The 24,758-nt window shown below is 32.4% G+C and carries 34 protein-coding genes and 1 riboswitch; of the genes, 23 read left to right on the top strand and 11 right to left on the bottom strand.

Annotated features, from left to right (window positions below; genetic code table 11):
• The first annotated feature begins 509 nt into the window (after positions 1-509).
• The 9 genes from AL499_RS04470 to AL499_RS04430 all read left to right on the top strand — a co-directional run bounded on the left by AL499_RS04470 (position 510) and on the right by AL499_RS04430 (position 8,875).
• Positions 510-1,463, top strand: a complete 954-nt coding sequence (locus AL499_RS04470; protein WP_002492765.1) for a cation diffusion facilitator family transporter — start codon at positions 510-512, stop codon at positions 1,461-1,463.
• A 234-nt stretch (positions 1,464-1,697) separates the two neighbouring features.
• Positions 1,698-1,880 (top strand): VraH family peptide resistance protein, encoded by a 183-nt coding sequence (locus AL499_RS04465; RefSeq protein WP_002492763.1) that lies wholly within the window; start codon positions 1,698-1,700, stop codon positions 1,878-1,880.
• A 270-nt stretch (positions 1,881-2,150) separates the two neighbouring features.
• Complete coding sequence (locus AL499_RS04460) at positions 2,151-2,864, top strand: tandem-type lipoprotein (protein WP_062248918.1); 714 nt, start codon at positions 2,151-2,153, stop codon at positions 2,862-2,864.
• The gene (locus tag AL499_RS04455) at positions 2,861-4,225 is read left to right on the top strand and encodes a hypothetical protein (RefSeq protein WP_002492132.1); all 1,365 of its coding nucleotides are present in this window, start codon (positions 2,861-2,863) and stop codon (positions 4,223-4,225) included. The genes AL499_RS04460 and AL499_RS04455 overlap by 4 nt, the downstream gene beginning before the upstream one ends.
• Positions 4,225-4,551 (top strand): hypothetical protein, encoded by a 327-nt coding sequence (locus tag AL499_RS04450; RefSeq protein WP_002492130.1) that lies wholly within the window; start codon positions 4,225-4,227, stop codon positions 4,549-4,551. Before AL499_RS04455 ends, AL499_RS04450 begins: the two co-directional genes overlap by 1 nt.
• Before the next feature lie 3 nt (positions 4,552-4,554).
• Positions 4,555-4,848: a hypothetical protein gene (locus tag AL499_RS04445; RefSeq protein WP_002492129.1), complete on the top strand. Its 294-nt coding sequence runs from the start codon at positions 4,555-4,557 to the stop codon at positions 4,846-4,848.
• 364 nt (positions 4,849-5,212) lie between these two features.
• On the top strand, positions 5,213-5,926 hold the full coding sequence (locus AL499_RS04440; protein WP_062248915.1) for a tandem-type lipoprotein: 714 nt from the start codon (positions 5,213-5,215) through the stop codon (positions 5,924-5,926).
• A gap of 398 nt (positions 5,927-6,324) precedes the next feature.
• Positions 6,325-8,127 carry a purple acid phosphatase family protein gene (locus tag AL499_RS04435; protein ID WP_002493043.1) on the top strand — a complete coding sequence of 601 codons (1,803 nt, stop codon included), beginning with the start codon at positions 6,325-6,327 and terminating at the stop codon, positions 8,125-8,127.
• 94 nt (positions 8,128-8,221) lie between these two features.
• A complete protein-coding gene (locus AL499_RS04430; RefSeq protein ID WP_002493025.1) occupies positions 8,222-8,875 on the top strand; it encodes a hypothetical protein in 654 nt (217 codons plus the stop codon).
• 146 nt (positions 8,876-9,021) lie between these two features.
• On the opposite strand, the gene AL499_RS04425 is transcribed toward AL499_RS04430, so the two are convergent.
• Positions 9,022-9,585 carry an LOG family protein gene (locus tag AL499_RS04425; RefSeq protein ID WP_002493041.1) on the bottom strand — a complete coding sequence of 188 codons (564 nt, stop codon included), beginning with the start codon at positions 9,583-9,585 and terminating at the stop codon, positions 9,022-9,024.
• 271 nt (positions 9,586-9,856) lie between these two features.
• Here AL499_RS04425 and AL499_RS04420 point away from each other — a divergent pair, with 271 nt between their 5' ends.
• On the top strand, positions 9,857-10,264 hold the full coding sequence (locus tag AL499_RS04420; protein ID WP_002479313.1) for a YjdF family protein: 408 nt from the start codon (positions 9,857-9,859) through the stop codon (positions 10,262-10,264).
• A gap of 428 nt (positions 10,265-10,692) precedes the next feature.
• Positions 10,693-11,112: a FosB/FosD family fosfomycin resistance bacillithiol transferase gene (gene fosB, locus AL499_RS04415; RefSeq protein ID WP_002479312.1), complete on the top strand. Its 420-nt coding sequence runs from the start codon at positions 10,693-10,695 to the stop codon at positions 11,110-11,112.
• A gap of 98 nt (positions 11,113-11,210) precedes the next feature.
• On the opposite strand, the gene AL499_RS04410 is transcribed toward fosB, so the two are convergent.
• The 4 genes from AL499_RS04410 to AL499_RS04395 form a co-directional block, all read right to left on the bottom strand.
• Positions 11,211-11,567 (bottom strand): DoxX family protein, encoded by a 357-nt coding sequence (locus tag AL499_RS04410; protein WP_002493047.1) that lies wholly within the window; start codon positions 11,565-11,567, stop codon positions 11,211-11,213.
• A gap of 98 nt (positions 11,568-11,665) precedes the next feature.
• A complete protein-coding gene (locus tag AL499_RS04405; RefSeq protein ID WP_002459672.1) occupies positions 11,666-11,884 on the bottom strand; it encodes a hypothetical protein in 219 nt (72 codons plus the stop codon).
• 36 nt (positions 11,885-11,920) lie between these two features.
• On the bottom strand, positions 11,921-12,205 hold the full coding sequence (locus tag AL499_RS04400; protein WP_002493027.1) for a hypothetical protein: 285 nt from the start codon (positions 12,203-12,205) through the stop codon (positions 11,921-11,923).
• Between the two features lie 90 nt (positions 12,206-12,295).
• Positions 12,296-13,036, bottom strand: a complete 741-nt coding sequence (locus AL499_RS04395; protein ID WP_002493049.1) for a poly-gamma-glutamate hydrolase family protein — start codon at positions 13,034-13,036, stop codon at positions 12,296-12,298.
• Positions 13,037-13,242: 206 nt separating this feature from the next.
• Here AL499_RS04395 and AL499_RS12280 point away from each other — a divergent pair, with 206 nt between their 5' ends.
• A complete protein-coding gene (locus AL499_RS12280; protein WP_002459669.1) occupies positions 13,243-13,476 on the top strand; it encodes a hypothetical protein in 234 nt (77 codons plus the stop codon).
• A 420-nt stretch (positions 13,477-13,896) separates the two neighbouring features.
• Here the strand turns inward: AL499_RS12280 and lnsA are convergent, their stop codons facing one another.
• Both lnsA and tsaT read right to left on the bottom strand, forming a co-directional pair.
• Positions 13,897-14,415, bottom strand: coding sequence for a lipoprotein N-acylation protein LnsA (lnsA, locus tag AL499_RS04390; protein ID WP_225306496.1), 519 nt, complete (start codon positions 14,413-14,415; stop codon positions 13,897-13,899).
• A gap of 291 nt (positions 14,416-14,706) precedes the next feature.
• A complete protein-coding gene (gene tsaT, locus AL499_RS04385) occupies positions 14,707-14,895 on the bottom strand; it encodes a type II toxin-antitoxin system toxin TsaT (RefSeq protein ID WP_002459666.1) in 189 nt (62 codons plus the stop codon).
• 447 nt (positions 14,896-15,342) lie between these two features.
• Between tsaT and AL499_RS04380 the strand changes: the two genes are divergently transcribed.
• Entirely contained in the window at positions 15,343-15,546 is a 204-nt protein-coding gene (locus tag AL499_RS04380; protein WP_002459665.1) for a YozE family protein, read from the top strand.
• Here AL499_RS04380 and AL499_RS04375 read toward each other — a convergent pair.
• The gene (locus tag AL499_RS04375; RefSeq protein ID WP_002459664.1) at positions 15,538-15,780 is read right to left on the bottom strand and encodes a hypothetical protein; all 243 of its coding nucleotides are present in this window, start codon (positions 15,778-15,780) and stop codon (positions 15,538-15,540) included. The two genes, AL499_RS04380 and AL499_RS04375, sit on opposite strands and share 9 nt — an antisense overlap.
• Positions 15,781-16,015: 235 nt before the next feature.
• Between AL499_RS04375 and AL499_RS04370 the strand changes: the two genes are divergently transcribed.
• On the top strand, positions 16,016-16,600 hold the full coding sequence (locus AL499_RS04370) for a histidine phosphatase family protein (RefSeq protein ID WP_002459663.1): 585 nt from the start codon (positions 16,016-16,018) through the stop codon (positions 16,598-16,600).
• A gap of 225 nt (positions 16,601-16,825) precedes the next feature.
• Here AL499_RS04370 and AL499_RS04365 read toward each other — a convergent pair whose 3' ends face one another.
• Both AL499_RS04365 and AL499_RS04360 read right to left on the bottom strand, forming a co-directional pair.
• Entirely contained in the window at positions 16,826-17,335 is a 510-nt protein-coding gene (locus AL499_RS04365) for a GNAT family N-acetyltransferase (RefSeq protein ID WP_002479307.1), read from the bottom strand.
• Between the two features lie 307 nt (positions 17,336-17,642).
• The gene (locus AL499_RS04360) at positions 17,643-18,065 is read right to left on the bottom strand and encodes an organic hydroperoxide resistance protein (RefSeq protein WP_002459661.1); all 423 of its coding nucleotides are present in this window, start codon (positions 18,063-18,065) and stop codon (positions 17,643-17,645) included.
• Positions 18,066-18,207: 142 nt separating this feature from the next.
• Between AL499_RS04360 and aroD the strand changes: the two genes are divergently transcribed.
• Together aroD and AL499_RS04350 are read left to right on the top strand one after the other, a co-directional pair.
• Positions 18,208-18,939: a type I 3-dehydroquinate dehydratase gene (gene aroD, locus AL499_RS04355; protein WP_002459660.1), complete on the top strand. Its 732-nt coding sequence runs from the start codon at positions 18,208-18,210 to the stop codon at positions 18,937-18,939.
• 62 nt (positions 18,940-19,001) lie between these two features.
• Positions 19,002-19,541 carry a nitroreductase family protein gene (locus AL499_RS04350; RefSeq protein ID WP_002459659.1) on the top strand — a complete coding sequence of 180 codons (540 nt, stop codon included), beginning with the start codon at positions 19,002-19,004 and terminating at the stop codon, positions 19,539-19,541.
• A gap of 52 nt (positions 19,542-19,593) precedes the next feature.
• Here AL499_RS04350 and AL499_RS04345 read toward each other — a convergent pair whose 3' ends face one another.
• Complete coding sequence (locus AL499_RS04345) at positions 19,594-19,917, bottom strand: thioredoxin family protein (protein WP_002493033.1); 324 nt, start codon at positions 19,915-19,917, stop codon at positions 19,594-19,596.
• A gap of 142 nt (positions 19,918-20,059) precedes the next feature.
• Here AL499_RS04345 and AL499_RS04340 point away from each other — a divergent pair, with 142 nt between their 5' ends.
• The 7 genes from AL499_RS04340 (at position 20,060) to AL499_RS04310 (ending at position 24,618) form a co-directional block, all read left to right on the top strand.
• Positions 20,060-20,416, top strand: a complete 357-nt coding sequence (locus tag AL499_RS04340) for an arsenate reductase family protein (protein ID WP_002479305.1) — start codon at positions 20,060-20,062, stop codon at positions 20,414-20,416.
• A gap of 124 nt (positions 20,417-20,540) precedes the next feature.
• Entirely contained in the window at positions 20,541-20,921 is a 381-nt protein-coding gene (gene gcvH, locus AL499_RS04335; RefSeq protein ID WP_002459656.1) for a glycine cleavage system protein GcvH, read from the top strand.
• A 222-nt stretch (positions 20,922-21,143) separates the two neighbouring features.
• Positions 21,144-21,530 carry a toprim domain-containing protein gene (locus tag AL499_RS04330; RefSeq protein ID WP_002493035.1) on the top strand — a complete coding sequence of 129 codons (387 nt, stop codon included), beginning with the start codon at positions 21,144-21,146 and terminating at the stop codon, positions 21,528-21,530.
• Entirely contained in the window at positions 21,523-21,822 is a 300-nt protein-coding gene (locus AL499_RS04325) for a thioredoxin family protein (protein WP_002459654.1), read from the top strand. Before AL499_RS04330 ends, AL499_RS04325 begins: the two co-directional genes overlap by 8 nt.
• A 54-nt stretch (positions 21,823-21,876) precedes the next feature.
• Positions 21,877-21,985: riboswitch (SAM riboswitch) on the top strand.
• A gap of 85 nt (positions 21,986-22,070) precedes the next feature.
• A complete protein-coding gene (locus AL499_RS04320; RefSeq protein ID WP_002479303.1) occupies positions 22,071-23,096 on the top strand; it encodes a methionine ABC transporter ATP-binding protein in 1,026 nt (341 codons plus the stop codon).
• Positions 23,089-23,784: a methionine ABC transporter permease gene (locus AL499_RS04315; RefSeq protein ID WP_002459652.1), complete on the top strand. Its 696-nt coding sequence runs from the start codon at positions 23,089-23,091 to the stop codon at positions 23,782-23,784. Before AL499_RS04320 ends, AL499_RS04315 begins: the two co-directional genes overlap by 8 nt.
• A gap of 21 nt (positions 23,785-23,805) precedes the next feature.
• Positions 23,806-24,618 carry a MetQ/NlpA family ABC transporter substrate-binding protein gene (locus tag AL499_RS04310; RefSeq protein WP_002459651.1) on the top strand — a complete coding sequence of 271 codons (813 nt, stop codon included), beginning with the start codon at positions 23,806-23,808 and terminating at the stop codon, positions 24,616-24,618.
• Positions 24,619-24,758: the final 140 nt, after the last annotated feature.

Genomic DNA, 24,758 nt, shown 5'->3' with positions numbered 1-24,758 from the left:
TTATAGATGTAAATTACATATTTTATAGAAGCTAAATGCCGGTTATATCATTAATAAATATTAAAGAAAGGAGCCTCTTTCAATGAGCTTTTCAGCCTTAATGAGTATTGTTTTTTATTTATGTTTGGCCTGTGTCGTTTCCATTCCATCGATGATTTTAGGGATTAAGAAGCATAATGAAAGAAAAAGAATAATTAGAGATAGATAAGTGATATGTTATATTTTCGATGTATTTATATAAATTCAGTCATGTTGAAATAATTATTTCATGAAATTGCCAACTGAAATATCACGTATATCTTAAATACTTCTTTTCCATAGTTAAGAACAGAACATGCTGTTTCTTTTGCATAAAAGAACTTTGAAAATGTGAACGCTTATGCGTATATTTTTCTATTTTACTAAATATAAAAATATTACTAATTCATGTTACATTTTTTTACAAACATGTAATAATAAAAATAGGGTATTTACAAGAAAGATATTTAGTAAAATAGGGGTTATTTAAAATGGCAAATAATACAAAATATTTTCATCATGTTGAACATAGAAAGTTTCAAAATCATTCTAAATTTACATTATGGTTATCATTAGTTATAACGCTCATCTTTACGATTGTTGAATTTGCGGGTGGTATCTATGCGAATTCTTTGGCGTTACTTTCGGATTCATTTCATATGCTGAGTGATGTCTTAGCTTTAGGGTTATCTATGGTTGCGATTTATTTTGCGAGTAAACCGCCCACAAAAAATTATACTTATGGTTTCTTAAGACTTGAAATTATTGTTGCTTTCCTTAATGGACTGGCTTTAATTGTTATTTCTTTAGGGATTACGTATGAGGGTGTCATGCGTATCATTCATCCAGAACCAGTCGAGAGTGGTGTCATGGTTGTTATTGCTACACTTGGGCTTCTCGTTAATATCATTTTAACGTTGATTTTAGTTAGATCTTTAAAAAAAGAAGACAATATCAATATTCAGAGTGCGCTATGGCACTTCATGGGGGATTTGTTAAATTCTCTTGGTGTTATTGTGGCTGTAGTATTAATTCATTTTACAGGTTGGGAAATCATCGATCCAATCATTAGTATCATTATTTCACTTATCATATTTAATGGTGGCTATAAGATTATAAAAAATGCGTGGAAAGTGCTTATGGAGCGCGTTCCAGAAGGATATAGTTCAGACGAAATTATCGATCATATGAAACGTATTGAAGGTGTTATTGATGTACATGAATTTCATTTGTGGAGCATCACAACGAACCAAAGCTCTCTTAGTGCACATGTGGTTTTAAGTGATAAATATATTAAATCTCCATATGCGACCATTAATAAAGTCTCAGATTTACTTAAAAATAAATATCATTTAGAACATGTCACACTTCAAATTGAAAATATTGAACTCAATCATTTGAATGAAGATTATTTTAAGCAATATCAAGGTGATTCTCAAGACTAATATGGCACGATATTTTATTATTTTCTAAATAGCTGATGCATATGTCGTTTAAAAAACAATAATTTAATACTACTACTGTTTCCTATGATATGTTAATAACATGTCAGGTTGACTATCATGAATCAACAGATAAATAGTGAAGAAAGAATTTTGTACGAATCTAATTTATATCATAGAAATTATATGATAGTCTATACATAAATAAGCAGTAAATTTAATATAGGTGGTCTTATAATGAGTATAAAAGAAATGTGGGATTATTTAGTAAATAAAAAGTGGACATCTAAAGATATTGGTATACTTATTTTTTATGTTATTGTCGCAAGTATCTTTGCCACACCAGTATTAGGAATTCCTCTCGGTGTGTTGGCCTTTCTAATTATTAATGAAGATGTTTTGGATGATAATAAAAAGTAATAAAATATTTATATTGGATTAAGAGTTACAGCACTCATGTGTTGTAGCTCTTTTTTTAATTTTCTTTATAAATAAAAAAAGATGTCAGTGACGCCTTCTGATTTTATAATATAAATATTTAGTTGTCCGCATCTCTATATTTTGATAATATAAAATAAAAAATAAATATAATAGACATCGATGGAAGTATAAGGGATGTGAAGACATGTTGCATTCAAAGAAGTTGCTGATATGCTTTGTCGTTTTAATGCTTTTATTGGCGGGTGTGGCATGAACAACAAAGATAATAATAGAGAAGCTCAAATTAAACGTAGTTTTAATAAAATGTTAAGCATTTATCCGACTAAAAACCTTGAAGACTTTTATGATAAAGAGGGCTTCCGAGACCAAGAATTTGATAAAAACGATAAAGGAACGTGGATTATTGGCTCTACTATGGTCATCGAACCCAAAGGAAAAAGTATGAAAACTAGAGGAATGGTTTTATACATAAATAGAAATACAAGAACTACAACTGGAAACTATATTTTAAGTGAGATAACTGAAGATAAAAAAGGCAGACTGCAAAGCACAGAAAAGAGATATCCGGTAAAAATGGAACACAACAAAATTATTCCAACAAAACCAATAAATGATAAAAAGTTAAAAGAGGAAATAGAAAACTTTAAATTTTTTGTACAATATGGCAATTTTAAAGATATCAATGACTACGGAGATGGTGATTTTTCATACAATCCCAATGTGCCAAGTTATTCAGCAAAATATCAATTAACTAATGATGATAATAATGTGCGACAGTTAAGAAAAAGATATCATATTCCAACCAATAAAGCATCTAAGTTATTGTTGAAAGGTGATGGCGATTTCAAGGGTTCATCTGTCGGTTATAAAGATATAGAATTTACTTTTGTCGAAAATAAGGAAGAAAATATTTATTTTACTGATAGTATTAATTTTAATCCAACTGAGCGTGATGAAACATGATGAAAACAGATTATCAAATAAAATCTGGGAATATAACAAGTAACTCTGAAGAAACAAGTGCCATATCTAAAATCAGTTATGAAATTGAAAATGCCAATGATAATGGTTTGAAGCGTCAAAAAGTTAAACAACAAATTGACAAATTAAAAGAATATAATAAATTTCCTAAAAATCTTAAATATATTGATAGCTATACTGATCCACTCACTGGTACGACAGCAACAGCATTTTTAAATAAAGATACTGGAAAAGTAACGGTTGGTATGACTGGAACAAATATTCATGATGAGGTTTTAAAAAAAGCAGCATCAAGTGTTTTTCGGCGAAGGTCTGAATTTACTACACAAGATTTTGTAGATGCATTTGAATCAGTAAAAGATATAGGGGCAGACTTAAATATTGCTTTACATTCAGTCACTGATAAAGATTTAAGATATAGAAATACACAACAATTTATTGAAAATTTACAAAAATATTATGACATAGATACGATTACTGGCCACTCTCTTGGGGGGAGAGATGCAATCATTCTAGGCATAAGTAATCATATTAAAAACGTTATTGTTTATAATCCAGCACCATTAACAGTAAAGAATTTACGAAAGCATTTACCATTTAGTTTTAAAGAAGATATGAATGACCAAGAAATAGAGGATCTAGTGAGAAATTATGATGGGAATATACTAAGGATTATTTCAGATGAAGACTGGTTAGATAATTCAGTTAAAGGATTAGAACATATAACAGCAGGGAATAAGTTGATTATTAAAAATGGTGAAGGGCATTCGATTGATGGGTTTTTAAAAAAATTTGCTCAAGAAATGATAAAATCAGAATTAAGAAAATTAAAAGTATATCAAGAAGAGAATAATAAAATATTCAAATTAGCGATTAATAAAACTGAAAATCGCTTAGAGAAAGTTAATTTGTTGAGAATGAATTGGATTCAAGTGAATGGTGGGATATTATCGTCATCTCAACAAAAAGTGTTAGAAAACTTGACGGCATTATCTATAGCAGAAGGATTAAGCCAATTAATTAAAGAAGAAAGTCAGCGATTGGAGAAGGTATATCAAGAAATGTCGAGAAAATTTAGTGAAAATTGGAAAGAATCGGAAAAATCAGGGGTTGAAATAGGTAGTCATTTATCATACCATCAAGTATTAAGTGCTTTAGATGCTGGAAATATAACGGAACATAGACTTGAGACACACCCTAAAAGAAAAATTTCTAACAAATTAAAGCAATTAAAAGATGTCTCTAGAGATTATAATGATTACATAGCAAAGATAAAAAAGAGTATCCGTGAAATTGTTGCTAATGATCAAATTCTAGCGAATCAAATAAGTGGTATTATATGATGTTTTCAGCATATCAAAATGTAGATAATCTTGAAGACGCATATGTTATAGAGAGAGAGCATATCGATAAGCAACTAGAATTTCTTAACGAATTAAGATATCAATCGCTTAGAGAAAGTGAACAAAATTATGATCGATTCATATATTTAAAAAATAAAATGAATTATAGCGAGGAAGCTAATGCTAAAATGATAAGTCTAATAGAAGAATTTGATCATGAAATAAATTATCGTATTAGAAGTGAAGAGATGAAATTAGAAGATGATAAAGACGAGCTTAAAAGAGCATATATAAGACAATTAGAGAAAATAAGAGGGGAGGCGTAATCTATGTTAATGCCAAATCCTATCATAGATTCTTATTTAATAGATGAGATAAAAAAAGAAAGAGAACTACAACAAATTATAAATGTAATAGCCCCAGAACATGATAAGATTCATCTTGATAATAAAAATAAGTTAAAAAATGATGAAAAAATATTGATAGATCAAATGGTTAGTCATTGTCATGCTTTTAGTAGAGATTTTAAAAATGTAGCTCAAGGTGATTGGGTCAGACGTGCGATGTTAGAATTAAAAAAGTTAAGTTACCATTTAAGAAAGATTCAGGATATAAAAGTATAAAACTAACAATTACAAGTTTAAAAAGTGGGTGTCTCTCGGTGTGTTGGCCTTTCTAATTATTAATGAAGATGTTTTGGATGATAATAAAAAGCAATAAAATATTTATATTGGATTAAGAGTTACAGCACTCATGTGTTGTAGCTCTTTTTTTAATTTTCTTTATAAATAAAAAAAGATGTCAGTGACGTCTTCTGATTTTATAATATAAATATTTAGTTGTTCGCATCTATGTATTTTGATAATATAAAATAAAAAATAAATATAGTAGACATCTATGGAAGTATAAGGGATGTGAAGACATGTTGCATTCAAAGAAGTTACTGATATGCTTTGTCGTTTTAATGCTTTTATTGGCGGGTGTGGCATGAACAACAAAGATAATAATAGAGAAGCTCAAATTAAACGTAGTTTTAATAAAATGTTAAGCATTTATCCGACTAAAAACCTTGAAGACTTTTATGATAAAGAGGGCTTCCGAGATCAAGAATTTGATAAGAACGATAAAGGAACGTGGATTATTAGCTCTGAAATGAATATTCAAACAAAAGGAGATAATTTGAAGTCAAGAGGTATGATTTTATATATAAATAGGAATACTAGAACAACAAATGGATACTTTGAAATAGATGAAATAAGTGAAGATAAAAAAGGAAGACCAAAGAGTAAAGAAAAGAGATATCCAGTAAAAATGGAGCACAACAAAATTATTCCAACAAAACCAATAAATGATAAAAAGTTAAAAGAAGAAATAGAAAACTTTAAATTTTTTGTACAATATGGCAATTTTAAAGATATCAATGACTACGGAGATGGTGATTTTTCATACAATCCCAATGTGCCAAGTTATTCAGCAAAATATCAATTAACTAATGATGATAATAATGTGCGACAGTTAAGAAAAAGATATCACATTCCAACCAATAAAGCACCTAAGTTATTCTTGAAAGGTGATGGCGATTTCAAGGGTTCATCTGTCGGTTATAAGGATATAGAATTTACCTTTGTAGAAAAAAGAGGAGAAAATATTTATTTTACTGATAGTATAGACTTTAATCCAACTGAACATGACGAAAGATGATAATAAAATATTTATATTTGATAAATAAGCTAGAACATCATTATGTTTTAAGCTATGTACTAAATATTGACAGTAGTTGACTGGATTGAAAATACGCTGATACCAAGCTTTTTCCAATCATAGTCAACCTTGCCGGAGCGGGACTACGAATTCATTATGAATGCTATCTCGCTCTTTTTTATTATGAACTGTGTCCATAAAACCGCTAATACTTTATTAATAGCTGAAAGGCCTAACAATAATTAATATTTATTAGATTATTCTGCATATTAATAGTATATAATTTAATTAATTTTTTAATATAATAATCATGCTAGATTTACATTCTTTTAAAGTCGTCTTGATATCTTAAATATGTAAGGCGATGTTATTCAATTTAATTTAGGGAGGAATTACAGTTGTATTTGCAAACAAAAAAATCAAAATGGATAAGTGGTATGGCTAGTATGGTTATGGTCTTAAGTATGACTATGTATTGTCCAGGAAATGCTGAAGCAAGTGGTGCGGGACAAGGTCCTAATCAAGCTACAAATCAAAATGAAATTAAAGTGACACAGACTAAACCACATGTTGCACCAATACCTACAAAAAACAGTCCGAACCGAATTATGACAAATTTTAATGGCAATACTCAGAAAGAAATGGGCTTTAGTTGGTATACAACGGATCGGTTCAAAGATGCTAAAGTTTGGGTTTCTGAATCTGGACGTTTTGATGATGCACAAATATTTAATGCTAAACCTAAGAAGGTAAACTCAAAATATCTTGAGCGTGATGATAGTGGTCATTTTATTTTTAAAGATGTACAAAAAGATGATGAAGGCAACGTAATCAAAGATAAAAATGGCAAGGAAAAAGTAAACGGGTATTATACTGATGCAAACGCACATGGCCCAGAATGGACAAGTGGTAATGAACATGGTGAAGCTACGTTCACATCACAAACAGAATATACATATAAAGCAAAAGCAACGGGCTTAAAACCAAATACAAAATATTACTATAAAGTGGGCAGTTTGCAAGGTGGTCAAAGTACTGTTGGGCAATTTCAAACATCAGGTAACAAAGGGGATGCCTTTAAGTTTGTTCAATACACAGACACACAAAATGCGTTTTGGAATGAACATGTTAGAAATGAGGCACAATTTGGAGCTGACACATTAAATCAAGCAATTCAAACGGCAGGCAATCCTAATTTTGCATTGCATACGGGGGACTTCGTAGAGACAAGCGAAATTGAAGATGAGTGGGCAGATTTATATGATCAATCAAGACCGTCATTTATGTCCTTACCTGTAGCTGCTACAGCTGGGAATCATGATGAACATGCGTTTAATGAAGATGATCCAAAACTATTAGGACAATTTAATCAACACGTCAATGTGCCAAAAGCAAATAATGCGGTAAATGGTGGTTCTTATTATTCATTTGATTATAATGGTGCACATATGGTTGTAGCAAATACAAATGACAATAAGAAGTCAAAAGATAATCCAGATGAAAAAGCAATTGGTAAACAACAAATGGCATGGATTAAAAATGATATTAAACAAGCCCGCAAAAAAGGTGCTAATTGGATTATTTTAAACTTGCATAAACCAATGTATTCTAAATCTTATCACGCTTTATCAGATGAAGACATTCAAAAAGTTCGCAACGAATTGACAAAAGAAATTGACGATTTAGATGTTGATTTGGTATTGCAAGGTCATGATCACGTGCTTGCACGCACGCATTCACTTAGACATACCTCAACTAAAAACAGTTTTGTTAATGCTAGAAAAGAAGATGCCAAGCAAATATTAGGCGATGATCATGTTGAATATTATGACAATCCTAAAGGATCAGTGTACGTCTTACCAAATACAGGTGGTACAAAGGCCTATGACGATATTTATGATCGTTCATTAAAACACATCAAAAAAGTAAGACCAGAACTTAAAGGATTAACGCAACGTCAACTGGATCATTATAACAGTTTGTTTGCTGTAGGAAAGCAACCACAAAAGACATCTGCATTTAAAAATAAACATGCAAACAATAGAGATTCTTCAGCACAAAACTTTTCAGTGTATGAAGTTTCAGGCAATAAGTTAAAAGTTAAAATATATCAATTATACGGTGATATTAGTAAAGGTGAACCAAGAGATATTAAATTAATAGATGAGTTTGGAATTAAGAAAGATAAAAATAAACGATAAACAGCTATTCTTATGAACTAAATCATAAGTTGAGATAATGGACGATGTGACTGTATTTTTTACAGGGTTAGCAAGAATGGAGTGTTAAACTTTGATGACAGGCAAAAGATACATGGCAGTATTACTAACAGTTTGCATGGTATTGACGGCATGTGATAGTCATGGCGATAAGCAAACAGAAGCTTCTGGCACACCACACGTTGAGCATCATGATAAAGAGCGACAACAGTTAAAAAAAGATGTGCTTAAGTGGGCGAATAAACAAGGTGAACAGCATAAGCGGGCCGTTACCAATCGCTATTTTGGTAGTGGAGAGATATCGACTGGTGATTGGTACGCCTTAACCGCAGATGGTCAGCTACAAGTGAGCAATCAAAACAAACCCGGACCCAAGGCATTTAAACTCCATACGCTTGCAGGGTTTGTAACGTATAAATCAGCACATAAGCAAACTGGAATAGATTCTCGTGCCCAAAACTTATCTAATGTAGAGGGTTATGCAAATGTTGCAGATATGTCATATCCCATAACCAAATATTTAATCGCAGATAATGGTAAAGTATATAAATATCAATTTCAGAAACAAGATGATACGAGGTTATCTAGTGGCTTTGCGCCGAAAGATCATAATGACAAAGATCCCAATCTTAGTCCGAATATACAATTTAAAGAAGTAAACAATGCCACAATGAAACAACTTTTGAAGCAGCTAAAGCATAAATATCCACAGTTATTTCGTGAATCATAGCATTAATAAAAGTACGAAGTAATTTAGAAATAGCAAAATCTATGGTGGTCCTAGCACAAATAAATAGAATTCATTTCAACACCACTAAGATGATTATAGCCGTATGATATTTCAAGGTATCTTGATTTTCATACGGCTTAATTATTTCATTTATAAGTTCTAATTTCTGGCGCTTGATAACATTGAATAAATTGTTCCATTTCATTAATATTATCTGAGAATAGCATATGTTGGCGATCTGTTTGACTCAAGAAGCCTTCAGTAACCATATGATCGTAAAAGTGTTGAATATGGTCGTAGTAATTATTAATGTTATAAAAAATACAAGGGTTTTGGTTTTGTCCAATTCTTGACCATGACACAACTTCGGAAATCTCTTCAAGTGTTCCCGGACCTCCAGGAAGTGCAATGCATACATCACCAAGAGATAAGATTTTTTCTTTACGTTCAGACATTGAATTAACAATGATTAATTCATCTAAGCCATTATGGGCTAATTCTCTTTGTTGCAGAAATGTGGGCATGACACCAATTGTTTTACCACCATGTTGTATGACGCTATTTGCAATCGCTCCCATTAAACCTGCATTGCCACCGCCAAAAATAAGCGTATGGTTTTGTTCAGCAATCCATTGACCTAGCTGAATTGCGCCTTCTTTATAAATACCGTTGTGGCCTTCACTCGCACCACAATAGACAATAATATTCACATGTTTCACTCCTAAGAAGTTTCGTTTTTTGACAGTAATACGTTATAAGTATAGTAAAATGTTTAAGCAATATAAAGCGATATTTTGGATTAAGTGATGCATGAATCATTATTCTACTCTTTATTAACACCCTAAGTTACGTTATATTGTAACCAGAAATGTAAAAACACAATTGGGTTGGTAGTCCCAATGCAAAGTTTAGCTTTGTCAGTAACCTTCCTCCTCAGGTCGTCCATCATTTCTAATTGCTAAAAATTAGAGGAGGGGTAGCATGGAGCTATCTATATTACATGATGGTCAGTTTTTTATAGGTTTGGTTGAATACCGTAAAGGTCAAAAGGTGAAATTTGTAAAATACACGTTCGGTGTAGAGCCAGATGACGAAGTAGTATTGCAATTTATTACCAATCATTTATTAGCTTGTTTAGATGATGCGGAGGTTGAAATAAATAGCAAACCGCCAAAGAAACACCTTAATCCTAAACGATTACAACGTCGTGTGGCTAAAGAACAAAAACAGCCTAAAGATTTAACAAAAGCACAAATGGCATTAAAAGAAGAACAACAACGGAAGAAAAAGCGCCGTAAACAACGTTACAAAGCAGATAAAGAAGCTGAAAAAGCCTATAAAAGAAGAGTCAAAAGAATTAAAGCAAAAGAAAAACATAAAGGCCATTAATGTGTATTGGGAGCGGGACAGCTTTCATTATGAATTCGTAGTACCGCCTCGGCAAGGTTGACTAGGATTGAAAAAAGCTTGGTATAAGCGTATTTTCAATCCAGTCAACGATTGCCAATATATCGTTCATAGCCTAAATACATTATGATGTCCCAGACGCATTACCCTAGCGTTATACTTTAATGTTAAGGGTGAAATTTTATATAAAAGAACAAAACTAAGCTAGTTGAAAATTTTGAAATAGTGGTGACATAATTATCCCAATAAAATAGGGAATGCAAGTAATCGAATGTGTCTTTAATTAAGGAATGAGCTATACAAAGGAGAAAATCGTATGTGTTCAGAGCAAGAAACCTATGACTTTATTTTATCGGTAGCTCTAAGACGCTTATGACAGATTAATATAGAAAAAATAAAGGAGAGATATAATGATACAAGCCATTAACCATATTTGTTTTTCTGTAGCTGATTTAGCGACATCTATAGACTTTTATGAACGTATTCTTCAAGGTGATTTATTAGTACAAGGACGAACTACAGCTTATTTTAATATTGGAGGATTGTGGATTGCTTTGAATGAAGAACAAAATATACCAAGAAACGAGATTCAATATTCCTATACACATATTGCCTTTTCTATTGAAAATAAAGATTTTGATGCTTGGTATGATTGGCTTGAAAAGCATGAAGTACCTATTTTAAATGGACGACTAAGACATCTTAAAGATAAAAAATCAATTTACTTTACAGATCCAGATGGTCATAAATTAGAACTTCATACTGGCACGTTGCAAGATCGTCTAGCTTATTATAAAGATGACAAACAACATATGACTTTTTATGTATAAAGTAAGCAGAATAGTGTTATATAAAAATAGTAAAGAAGTTAAAACAAAAAGCACGCCACACAGCATATTATGATGCAGTGAGGCGCAAGTTATAAATATTAATATGGTTGAAATAATTTTTTCCATTGATAGCTAACGGATATAGCTATACTCATAACTAATAATAAAAGAGGGAGTTCTGAAGCCATATAGCCTTGCGGTAAGTGAACCGTGAACAGTGCACCAAGCATAATGACTATGAAGCCAATAGCGATGTAATTAGTTAATAGACCGACAATCATCATGATACCACCAACAAGTTCAAAGAGGCCTAATAAAATGCCGACAAATGCAGGGAAGCCCATATTAGACATCATTGTCATAGGCTCGTGAAAACCACCGATTGCTTTTTGAGCACCGTGAATAGTGAATGTAATGCCTAACATGATACGAATTAGAAGAAGGCCAAATTTCAAAAAATCACCCTTTCAATAGTATATTTAGTATAATAAATATACTATAACAATAAAAATATTACGAGGTAAGTTTATGCGCCTCGCAAAACATATGATTACTATTTATCAAAGATTTTTATTTCTGTAGTTTCTGATTGTATATCAATCACCAACGTATCATCGAAAAGATATGTAGTGGGCGTTTCACCTTTCAAGTCAATTTCTGCTAATATTTGAAAACTACTATCATCAATTGGCTCTATAACTGAAAGGCTTTGTTCAAATTCTTGAACAGCGATGTTGCGTTTAGATTGAATATGAATATCCCATGCTGGCATGTTATCACCTTTTTCATTATCGTATAGTTCTATATATTAACTAAAACTTTGTTCAAATTCTACAAAAGTTTTAGTCGTTACACTTATATGATTGATGCGATCCCCTGACACATCACCATTAATATAACCATTATTAATGAGCACCTTACAATTTTCAACAAAATCATGATAATCTCTATCACAAAAATAGGTGTCTTGTGCTGATGCAGAATCTTTAAAGTCGTTTGCTTTATCCTCAGGTTGACCAGCATTTGAGCGTTCCATGTAAAGTTTGTAAAACTTTGCAATGGTATATTTTTGTTCTTGCGTTAATTCATCCATAAATATGCCTCCTAAAAAACATCATATACCTATAAATACCCTCTATATAGTCAGGAAATGTTTTGAACGGCATATTGTAATAAAAATGTCTTATTTTGCTTTTTCTATCCCTTTATGAACAGCTTTCGCAAATTTATAAAAAGTATGCGTGTAATTATCACTGTTATTACGTGTTGTTTTATCTAGTTTCAAGTCTTTAAAAAAGAGTTGACGTTGTTTCGTAGTTAACTCCAATTGCACACCTGAATCAGTGCCATTTTGATTAACAAAATTATCTTCCGACATTGCTTCAATTCCTTTAGGGCTAGACTTAATAGTAAAGCCAGCTTTGCGCAGTTCAGTGCGAATCGCTTTGGCCATATATTTGTCTTTTCCACCGATGTAAATAAATGGATCTTCACCATTAAAGCCATGAACCGATATCGTTTCTTTTGTAGCTGCTAGCATATTCATTAATTGAGGTTCATCATAATTGGTTGAAGTAATATGTAAACGTTGATTATCTGCAGGTAATAATCCTTGAAAACTATAAAAATCATACTTCCCTATATTAGCAATGCGGCGAGCAATTTCAGTCGATCCAGGTTCAATCCCACCACCATGTATGGCAGTGATTAAAATATTATCGTTTTTCACATGCTTAGTGCTAATTTTCCAGTCTTTGTTTTGTGTCGTGTGATGCTTTAAGTCATTAAAATCTTTGTAGGTATCTGAGGTTTGGTTAACGGCATTTTGACGCGTAAAATAAATCGCACTAAAAAGGGCGATAATTGTTACAATAAGGCCAATAACCAAGGCATAATAATATTTTTTATTCCAGTGTCGTTGCATAAAAACTCCTTTTAGTAAAAAATAATATAAAACTTAAACTTTAGAAAGTATAATTGAAAACAATTTAAATATAAAGCATTTGCGGCTTTAAAGCATTATAAATGCTAAAAAAATTAAATAAATTTAAAGATTAACGCATATAATACATAAAATTCATCTAAACTTTACAAAAAAAGGATAGAAAATAAGTGAAGGACGTGATGATTATGAATAAAGATCTATTAAGAAAATACTTCCAAAACGAAGATTTTCACCCCATTACTATTGTCGTAGGAGCCAAAAGAATCACCCTAGAAAACGACATAAACATCGACTACCAAAACGAAGTCATCATCTATCCCATGCCCCAAACCACACGAATCATACCATTCACATCCATCACCTATATCGACCTAAAAGACACAAAAAACACCCACATCAACCTATACAAACTAGAATAGGGGCCCCAACAAAAAGGAATGCGCCAAGCATTTCAACGAACAACGCAAGTTGGGGTGGGGCCCCAACAGAGAGAAATGCGAAGCGCATTTCGTCAAGCACAGCAAGTTGGGGTGGGCCCAACAGAGACAGTTTGGCACATCATTATATTTTAGGCTATGAACGATATATATTGGCAGTAGTTGACTGGATTGAAAATACGATTATACCCAGCTTTTTTCATCCATTTTTCGGCTGTTTTATATGTAAAATGTAAATATATATTAAAAGAAAAAGAACTTAAATACAAGATATATACGGGTAATATAGGAGTGATATCTTGAACGTTAATTTAATGTATATGATTATGTAAAGCATATGAATACTGCAAACTAGCTTTAATGTATCGCCATTATATCACTAAAAATATGCCTTTATATTTTTTAATAATCATAAACGAGTTTCAAGCGATAGTCTTTGGAAAAATTGTCTACAAGTGCATAAGGGGAAATAATTTTTAAGCCTTGGTCATTAATTGCATTGTCACTAACACCATATTTATAAGCTTGATAGATAATTTTGGTACAATATGTATAATTTTCACTCTTCAAGTTTAATGTTACGAGATAGGTTTTATCGCTGTCTTTGTAATGCGCTTTTGCCCATTGTGCTGCTTTGATACCAGCGCCTGGTTTAACACTACGATAAACCTTTATCCAGTCATTTTTTCCGTCGCCAAACCGATGTTTAAATGATTCAAAAGATTCCACAATTGGTTTGTCACCAGGTCCTTCAATCTGGAGTACAGTATCATGGTCTATGGCAATACTTGAATGTCCAAAAAAGCCGAATAAAACAGGACCTTTTGTTAAAATAATATCGCCTGGCTGCAGCTTGAAATCTTTATTGTGTATACGAGTGTTTTGAGTCTCAGTAGCTGGTATTAAGCTGACAAAAAACAAAATAACACCAACAATAATAAATATATTTAATCTTCTTAAAACCAACTCAACAAACACCTTCTATCTATCTAATAGTTTACCCAATTATAGCAAACAATCGACGGGCCCCCAAGCACAGAATAACTGGCTAAAATAGTTTTTTAACAAAACAAGCTGGGGTGGTTGAAGCTGTCTTCTAAACAAGTGAGCTTAAATATATAAAGAAGCACAAAGATGACTTATTTTAAACCATCTTTGTGCTATTATTTTGGGAATGATGTCCCAGTTTGTTTTGTTCATACAATAGAGCTTCTATAATACGCCAAATATTAAAACATATATGAGAAGTGCAATACCAAATATATAGAACACCACTGTAAAGCCAAGATATGATTCTTTTTTTGAACCAGCTTTTGTTCGAAGCAATTTAAATAGTATCAAAGATGCAGCAACGACAAAAATGATGCCTAACCATAATAAAATTGTTAAATGTGTGCTCATCTTAGCCACCTCCTATAGACAATTAACTTTATACATTATTCTATGATTAATTTTAATTCATTATAACACTTAATAGAAAGATGTATAAAAGCCAAAGCTAAACTAATGATGGAAAGAATCACTCTTGAAAATATAGTCGTTCTATCATAGCAATTGCAATGAAATATTTTATTTCACAATTTAGACACATTTATCAAAATATAATTAATTTTGTGAAAAAATATACTTTTAAAGGTGATTAATGTCGATATATGTGGATTAGTAAAGCCATTGATGATGTGAAATTATTTTCACCTTTACTAAGAACAATGATATAAGCGCACAACACTATTAAAATTGTATGAAAATAACATGCATAATCTTTAGTAATCTGCTAAGATATAATAAAATAAGAAAGTAAGTTTTAATAAACCTAATAATCAAAAGAAATTAAGGGGAGGTATAACGATGACATTTTATGACTTTATCATCGATTTTAGTAATGATGATACGCCATTAGGCTATTTAGCAAACTATATTTTGAATGATTGCGAATTCCCAAAAGATGAAAAAAATAACAAAATTATTCGCGAATATGTGATATCAAAATATGCCAATCAGCAACTGATTGAAAGCACTAATAGAGCCATTAGCTTGTATAAATTAGTTTGATTGTGTGTAGTACCAATTCTGTTCATGTAAAGCTTGCCATACATCCCGTGTTTTAAAGTTAATTTCATTCCCTTTAATGGAATATGGTTGGATGATTTCATTATCAATCCAACTGCTAATGAGTTCATGTGGTACACCGTCAAGCACCATGTCACTCTTGCTAACAATTAAACATTCCCATTCTAATGAGAGATTATTAGGATTAACATACTTGTATTCACTTTTAGTAGTCATCACAAACACTCCTTAGAAATTGTAAATCCAATGTTAAGTTATACCCGTATATATTTAAGTCAAACACAACCTAGTCATTTTTATTGTGATAGTAAGCAAGATGCAATGATAATAAAGTGCTAAGATAATTAATGATACATGTGGAATCGTGATAAAATAGAACTATAGACCTAAACCGTTACGTTGATGTGACGGTTTTTATTACATCATATGTTGCAGGGTTAGGAGTGTTTTTATGGAAAAAATATTATATTTAATGCGACATGGACAAACATTATTTAATTTAAAAGGAAGAATCCAAGGTTCAAGCGATTCGCCATTAACTGACTTAGGTGTACAACAAGCACAAGCAGCGGGTCATTATTTCACGCAACATCAAATTAAATTTGATAGCGCAGTGTCATCTACACAAGAACGTGCATCGGATACATTAGAACATGCAATTCCTGGGCAACCATATACGCGACTTAAAGGGTTAAAAGAATGGTCATTTGGTTTATTTGAAGGGGAGAGTATTCAATTACTACGCAAAATTAAACAGCCAGGTGTACTATATGGAGATTATGTTGTACCGTTTGGTGGTGAGGCAAGACAAGCAGTACAGACGCGTATGATAGAGACATTAACACAGGTGATGGAACATGATAGCCAAGGATGTACATTAGCAGTGAGTCATGGGAGCACAATTGGGGTCTTTTTAGATTATTGGGTTGAACGCGAGCAGTTTTTCGAAGCGGGAAATTGCCATATCTTAAAATTTTCATATAAAGATGGCGCATTTAAGTTTATTGAAGTGATAAATCCTATTAATGATAATTGAAAAATTAACAATATGTTGAGGTATTATTACTAGAGAAATTAGAAAGTGGGACAGAATTTATTTTGAATTTGTATTCTCGCCTTAGCAAGATTGACTAGGATTGAAACAAGCTTGATATAAGCGTATTTTCAGTCCTTGTCAGCTACTGCTAATAAAGTAGGGGAACTTGTTGACAGTTTAAAGCTGCACTAGCAAATCGCTAGAGCAGCTTTATTTTAAACATTTTTAATCATTCTTTTGTTTTGCACGTTTAGTATGGTAAATAAGCCAATGAACATCTTGATATTCATCGTTAATTTTATAGGCATCTTCTTCATAGCCTAAAGTCTCAAATCCTATGGAGCTATACATAATCTTATCACTTATGTTATTAGAAATAATAGACGTCATAACTTTTTCAATTTGATGATCTTCGGCATATTGCAAGATATGACGAATCAAAGCTTTGCTGTAATCATGGTTATTTTCTTTAACAAACAGGTCTTCAAAGTTTGCTTTATGCTCTCTACCGACAAACTGAATTTGATAATATGTGGCTGCCGCTACAAGTTCATTTTGATCAAACATCCCAAAGATATAAGCATAAGTCATATCTGGAGATAATAGTAGATTTAAATTTTCTTCAGTGATATGAGTTAAATAAATTTTATCCCAATTAAAGGCATGGTCTCCGGTTTCTAATAACGCTTTATATTGTGCTAAGTCATCCAACGTCAATATTCTAATATCACTCATAGCGTCCTCCATTAATAAAAAATAAAGTCTTGTATTAAGATGATAATAAAATAAATAAACTAACAATGCAATATGCTAAGGTTTGAAATTTATATATTTATTTCATTCTTTTTTAAAAAAGGTATTATTACAATGGTATTTTGTAAAAAATGTGGCGTATTTGTATGGGGTTAAAATCTAAGGAAAACGCATGAGAGCGTAGAGATTTGATGAAGTGAAAAGACGGAATCGCAGTCATTGCTGACTGATCAATTCCGTCATAAAAAAGACATAAAATTTATTTTTAGATGATATGAGTTAACTATCATTAGTCAACTACTTCGACACTTAAATCAACATCGATATTACCTCGTGTTGCTTTTGAATAAGGGCAAAATTCGTGAGCATCTTGTAAATATTTTTCCGCATCTTCTTGAGATAATACATTTTTAACTTTTGCATGGATGTCTACAGATAATTTCGGACTTTCTGACTCTGAATCATCCTCTAAGCGCACCGTTAATGTAACTTCTGGTTGTGCATCTCTTACTTTATTTTGTTTTAAAATTAAATCAAATGCACCATTAAAGCATGAGGCGTATCCAGCAGCAAATAATTGTTCTGGATTTGTCGCATTCCCATCAGCTTGTTGAGGTGGTAATACATCTACATTTATCGCTTTATCGTCTGTTTGAACGTGTCCTTTACGGCCACCAACGTTTGTTGCTTTTGTTTCATATTGTACTGCCATGAATAAAGACCTCCTAAAAATGTTTGTACTCATGCTATACCCACTGCAATTTGTTTCAATCATCGAACACCAACATTTGTCATAGTTAGTCGTTGTCACTTAAAATATAATTAATAAGCGAATTTAAAAGTGAGGGATCACCATGACTAAAGTAAACATAGCAGCAACGATTGCACCTAAAGGCCGTTTAGATCACACGTTATTAGCAAAGATAGAACGTGATCATCATGCTATTGATATTATAGAGCTTAGAATTGATCAATGGCAGACGGATATAGATCGTTTACTACAAGATAATTTGGAACAACTGGCAACATTGTCTTTCAAACCTCAAATCTTAGTGACGTATCGTACAGAATCACAAGGGGGTCAAGGGGTTTTAGATGAGCAAAATTATCTCGCGTTACTAAAACGATTGGCTAAAGTTCAAGGCATTGATATGGTCGATGTGGAATGGCATAATCATTTACCATTTGATATTTATCATCAATGTATATCACATTTGAAAGCACAACATAAAGCGGTTATCTTATCACATCATAATTTTCAACATACACCGGAGAGTGAAGCATTACATTTTATCTTTTATAAAATGAGTCAATTTCCAGCTGACTATTTGAAATTAGCAGTGATGCCTGAAAATCAAAGTGATGTACTAAGATTATTAGATGTATTGTCGATTACAGCGCAATCAGTTGATCAACAGGTCATTGGTATTTCGATGTCATCACTTGGTGTGATTTCCCGTACGGCTCAGGGGCTATTTGGAGGTACAATGTCTTATGGCTGTATTGACACACCTAAAGCGCCTGGTCAAATACAAGTTACGCAATTACATGACATCATCAATTTCTATCAAAAATACGATAATTGAATAATCTCATAAACTCGCATATAATTGATAATAGTTATCAACGAAAAAGGGAGAGATACGTCGTGGAATTACAAGAAGCGATTGCAAATAGAAGAAGTATTAAGAAATTTAAACATGATGTCGAAATCGACGATAAAGCATTATATCAAGCGATTGAACAAGCAGCAGATGCACCAAACCATGGCATGCGAGAACCTTGGCGCATGATTCACATTACAAAGGATAGACTAGGGGATATGAGTGAAGCAATCACGCCTTATGCATTCCCAGATAGTGTGGATAAACAGCAAGATCATTATCAAACGGTAACGCGTTTAGGCGGTATATTGGTATTGGTTGTGAAAACAGATCCACGCCAACGTCAAAATAGAGAGAATTTCTTTGCTTTGGGTGCTTATGCTCAAAACTTAATGTTATTATTACATGAAGCAGGAATTGGCACTTGTTGGAAAACACCACCTTATATTTTTGAACCTAAAGTACGTAAAATCTTTGGTATCGCTGGTGATGAAGCCATTGCAGGATTGCTATATCTTACAGACTTATCAGTTGATATGCCACATGTTCAACGTAAAAACAAAAATCTTATAGAAAAATTCTAATAAATAAAGCATGAAGTCACGACTGGTAATGTCGGAACTTCATGCTTTTGCTTTATGCTTGAAATGTTTCAGCTAAAAAAGTTTCAACCTGTTCGGGTGATTTAGCATTTGCTGAATGTAAGTGTGCTAATTTTTCACTATTTTTAAAGATTAATAAACTAGGAATGCCCATTACATCATGATTTGCAGCAACATCTTCTAACTCATCTCGATTGACTGAATACCATTGATAGGCATTGTATTTTTCAATTATAGGGTCAATCCATAAATCCATTGCTTTACAATCTGGACACCAACCCGCTTCAAATTTTATGATGACAGGCTGATCACTTTGAATAATCTTATTAAAATTTTCAGTTGTTTGTATACTTTCCATATTGATGCGCTCCTTTAGTCAATGTCGTAATCGTATTATAACTAAATTTACTTTTTTAATAAAAAATTCAGCTTAAAAAATAGAGCGTTTTCATTTAATATCTGTTATATTAAACGTAACTACTATAGGAGGTTACAACTGAATGATAAAATTTTATCAATATTCTAATTGTACAACTTGTAAAAAGGCTGCAAAGTTTCTAAAAGATTATGGCGTTAGCTTTGAACCAATCGATATTGTGCAACATACACCAACTAAAAAAGAATTTGAACAAATCATTAAGAAAACAGGTGTGGAAGTTAATAAACTATTTAATACACATGGTGCTAAATATCGTGAATTAGGGCTTAAAGATAAGTTGAAAGACTTAACGCAAGATGAAAAATTAGAGTTATTAGCTGGCGATGGTATGTTGGTAAAACGTCCACTTGCAATCTCAGGAGATAGAATCACACTTGGATTTAAAGAAGACCAATATAAAGAAACGTGGTTAGCATAATATAATACAGTTTACATATATTATTATATGTGCAGAAATTATTCAAAGTTTTATGAATAATAGTTGAATGAATGCAGACGGTATGGCATCATTAAACTGTAATTATTTTTAGGAGGGGATTTTCGTGACAGTACCGAGCGAATTAAAATATTCTAAGGAACATGAATGGGTAAAAGTTGACGGAAATGTTGTAACAATTGGTATTACTGAATACGCGCAAGGCGAATTAGGTGATATTGTATTCGTTGAACTACCAGACGTTGATGATGAAATTAACGAAGGGGATACATTTGGTAGTGTTGAATCTGTTAAAACAGTGTCAGAACTTTATGCACCTGTTTCTGGAAAAATCATTGAAACAAATGAAGAGCTCGAAGATAGTCCTGAATTTGTGAATGAATCACCATTCGAAAAGGCTTGGATGGTTAAAGTTGAATTAGATGATGAAAGCCAATTAGATGAATTATTATCTGCAGAACAATATGCTGAAATGATTGGCGAATAAAAGCGATGAACTCCTTGATATACGTATCTTGGAGTTTTTTCTATCATCAGTTATAAACAAAGGTATATGACCAGTTTATTGGTAATATAACATTTTGTTAACATGATTAATCTAAACGCAACAAAATAATAATTATTTTTACAGCATTTCAATGTTTAGAGACACGCGTTTTTGTATAGAAGTAACTGTCTTATAATATGTAACTGTAGAAGGTGGATGAACATGACACTTGTAAATAAAGTTATTATTGTAGAAGGTAAATCAGATAAGAAAAGGGTACAACAAGTGATTGCTGAGCCCGTTCACATTATTTGTACACACGGTACAATGAGTATAGATAAGATAGATGATATGATAGAATCACTTTATGGCAAACAGGTTTTTATCCTGGCAGATTCAGATGATGAAGGTGCCAATATTCGTAAATGGTTTAAACGCTATTTGAGTGAAAGTGAACATATTTATATAGATAGAACATATTGCGAAGTTGCGCGCTGCCCTAAGAAATATTTAGCCAAAGTACTGCACAAGCATGGGTTCATGGTTCGACAAGAACAACAGCTCATGCCTCATTTAAACATGGAAAGGTTCGTCTTATCGAATGACTAAAGATATCAACATCTCTGAAATAACAGAGCATGCACAACAACCACGTCACCTTATCTTTGGTTATACACCAATGTGCGGAACGTGTAAAATATCTGAACGTATGTTAGATATTGCTAATGAAATGTTACAACTACCAGTAACCAAGCTTGATTTGAATTTCTATCCGGAATTTAGTGAACATTATCAAATTCAATCAGTCCCTGTGTTACTGCTAATGAATCAAACACAAGAGTTGAAACGAATCTATGCATTTCAATCGGTGCCTTATTTGTTAGAAAATTTAAAAAAGTAGTTGACGAAATATTACCATAATGGTAGGATTAAAATTAATTAAATAATGCGAAAACTCTTATCGAGAGAGGTGGAGGGATGTGCCCTGCGAAGCCCGGCAACCGTCTATATTAGAAATAGAAATGGTGCCAATTCACATAAAGTTAAACTTTAGAAGATGAGAGAAAGGATATATAAATGCTTTCTCAAACATCTAAAGTTTGAGGAAGCATTTTTAATTAGATACAGCTACATAAGGAGGCACTTAACGTGATTGAGTTAAAACAAGTTGTTAAACGTTATCACACAAAGAAAAAAGATGTTCTCGCAGTTGATCACGTTGATTTAAATATACCAACTGGTTCGGTTTACGGTGTGATTGGATTTTCTGGCGCCGGTAAAAGCACATTAATCAGAATGTTCAATCAACTCGAGTCCCCAACGTCAGGAGATATCATCATCGATGGTGATAACATGAGTCAGTTATCTAAGTCAGAACTGCGTTTAAAACGCCAAAAGGTAAGCATGGTTTTTCAACATTTTAATTTATTATGGTCAAGAACCGTATTAAACAATATTAAATTTCCCCTTGAAATTGCAGGCGTTCCGTCAGGACTTGCTGTCAAACGTGCGCTTGAGTTAGTTGAATTAGTGGGTTTAAAAGGTAGAGAACATGCGTATCCTTCTGAATTATCAGGTGGACAGAAGCAAAGAGTAGGAATTGCGCGTGCACTTGCGAATGACCCTGATGTTCTACTATGCGATGAAGCGACAAGTGCCCTTGATCCGCAAACAACAGATGAAATTTTAGATTTGTTATTAAAAATTAAAAAAAGTCAGAGCTTAACGATCGTGTTAATTACACACGAAATGCACGTCATTCGACGCGTGTGTGATCAAGTTGCTGTCATGGAGAATGGCCGTGTGATTGAGCAAGGTAAAGTAAGTGATGTCTTTGAAAATCCGCAACATGAAGTGACACGTCGTTTCGTAAAAGATGATTTAAATAACGATTTTGAGGAATCATTAGATCAACTCGAGCCACTAGCACACGATGCTTATGTCGTACGTCTAAACTTTAACGGTGATAACACGACACAACCTATCGTGTCTTATATTACGAAAACACATAACATAGACGTTAATATTCTTGAAGCAGATATTAAGAATACGCGCAATGGCACAATAGGATTTTTAGTGATTCATATACCACATATTTCAGAAGTAGACTTTGATCATTTTACTGAAGGATTACATAAAAAAGGTGTCAATGTGGAGGTGCTAAGACATGGGTAAATCATATAGCGAAATCTTCCATGAGATGGTGACAATGCCAAATGTGCAATGGCCAGAAGTTTGGACAGCGATTTACGAGACACTATACATGACTATTATATCAACCATTTTTGCGTTTATTTTTGGCTTGATTTTAGGTGTGCTTTTATTCCTATCAGCGAAAAGTAATTCAGTAGGTGCACGTATTTTCTATAGTATTGTGTCATTTGTAGTCAATTTATTTAGAGCGATACCATTTATTATTTTAATCTTGCTGCTAATTCCATTTACAAGCATTGTCTTAGGTACGATTAGTGGACCAACCGGAGCCTTGCCAGCACTTATCATTGGCGCTTCACCATTTTATGCAAGATTAGTTGAAATCGCCTTTAAAGAAATTGATAAAGGTGTCATTGAAGCTTCAGTTTCAATGGGTGCTACCACACTTACCATAGTAAGAAAGGTATTACTTCCTGAATCGATGCCAGCACTCGTTTCCGGCATTACAGTGACAGCAATTGCTTTAGTTGGCTCAACAGCTGTTGCCGGAGTTATTGGTGCAGGTGGTTTAGGTAACCTAGCTTACCTTACTGGTTTCACTCGTAACCAAAATGATGTCATTTTAGTTTCGACGGTATTTATTTTAATTATTGTATTTATAATTCAATTTATTGGGGATTGGATTACAAATAAATTAGACAAACGATAAGAAGGAAAGAGGAATGATTAGATGAAGAAGATTTTAACTTTAGTTGCAGTATTCGTATTAACGATCGCATTAGCGGCTTGTGGTAAGGGAGACAGTGAAGATAAGACTATTAAAGTCGGCGCTTCACCAGCACCACATGCTGAAATTTTAGAAAAAGCTAAACCATTATTAGAGAAAAAAGGATATGACTTAAAGATTCAATCAATCAATGACTATACAACGCCAAACAAATTATTAGATAAAGGTGAACTCGATGCCAATTACTTCCAACACACACCTTATTTAAAAACAGAAAGTAAAGAAAAAGGTTATAAAATTGAATCAGCTGGTAACGTACACTTAGAACCAATGGCTGTTTACTCTAAAAAATATAAAAGTTTAAAAGATTTACCAAATGGTGCAACAGTTTATGTTTCAAATAATCCAGCTGAACAAGGTCGATTCTTAAAATTCTTTGTGGATGCAGATTTAATTAAAATTAAAAAAGGCGTAAAAATTGAAGATGCGAAGTTCAGTGACATTGTAGAAAATAAGAAAAATATTAAATTTAATAACAAACAATCGGCAGAATTTTTACCTAAAATCTACCAAAACCAAGATGTAGATGCAGCAATTATCAATTCAAACTATGCAATTGATCAAAAATTAAGTCCTAAAAAAGACTCAATCGTTCTTGAAAAAGCAACAAACAATCCATATGCGAATTTAATTGCAGTAAGAAAAGGCCATAAAGATGATAAAAAAATTAAAGCTTTAATCGAAGTATTACAATCTAAAGAGATTAAAGACTTCATTAATAAAAAATATGACGGTGCAGTAGTACCAGCCAAATAATAGCTAAAAACCCGAGAAGGTCAATTTAATTGAGTATCTCGGGTTTTCTGCATGTATAAAGATATTTTGTGAGATTACTAATATAAGAAATTTTATATTAACATCAAAAAATTTGTTTAAGGGCTTGATTTATTTAGAAA

Source organism: Staphylococcus lugdunensis, assembly GCF_001558775.1.
Classification (GTDB): Bacteria; Bacillota; Bacilli; order Staphylococcales; family Staphylococcaceae; genus Staphylococcus; species Staphylococcus lugdunensis.
The sequence above is the reverse complement of the archived record's forward strand: the minus strand, read 5'-3'. Positions and strand labels throughout refer to the sequence as shown.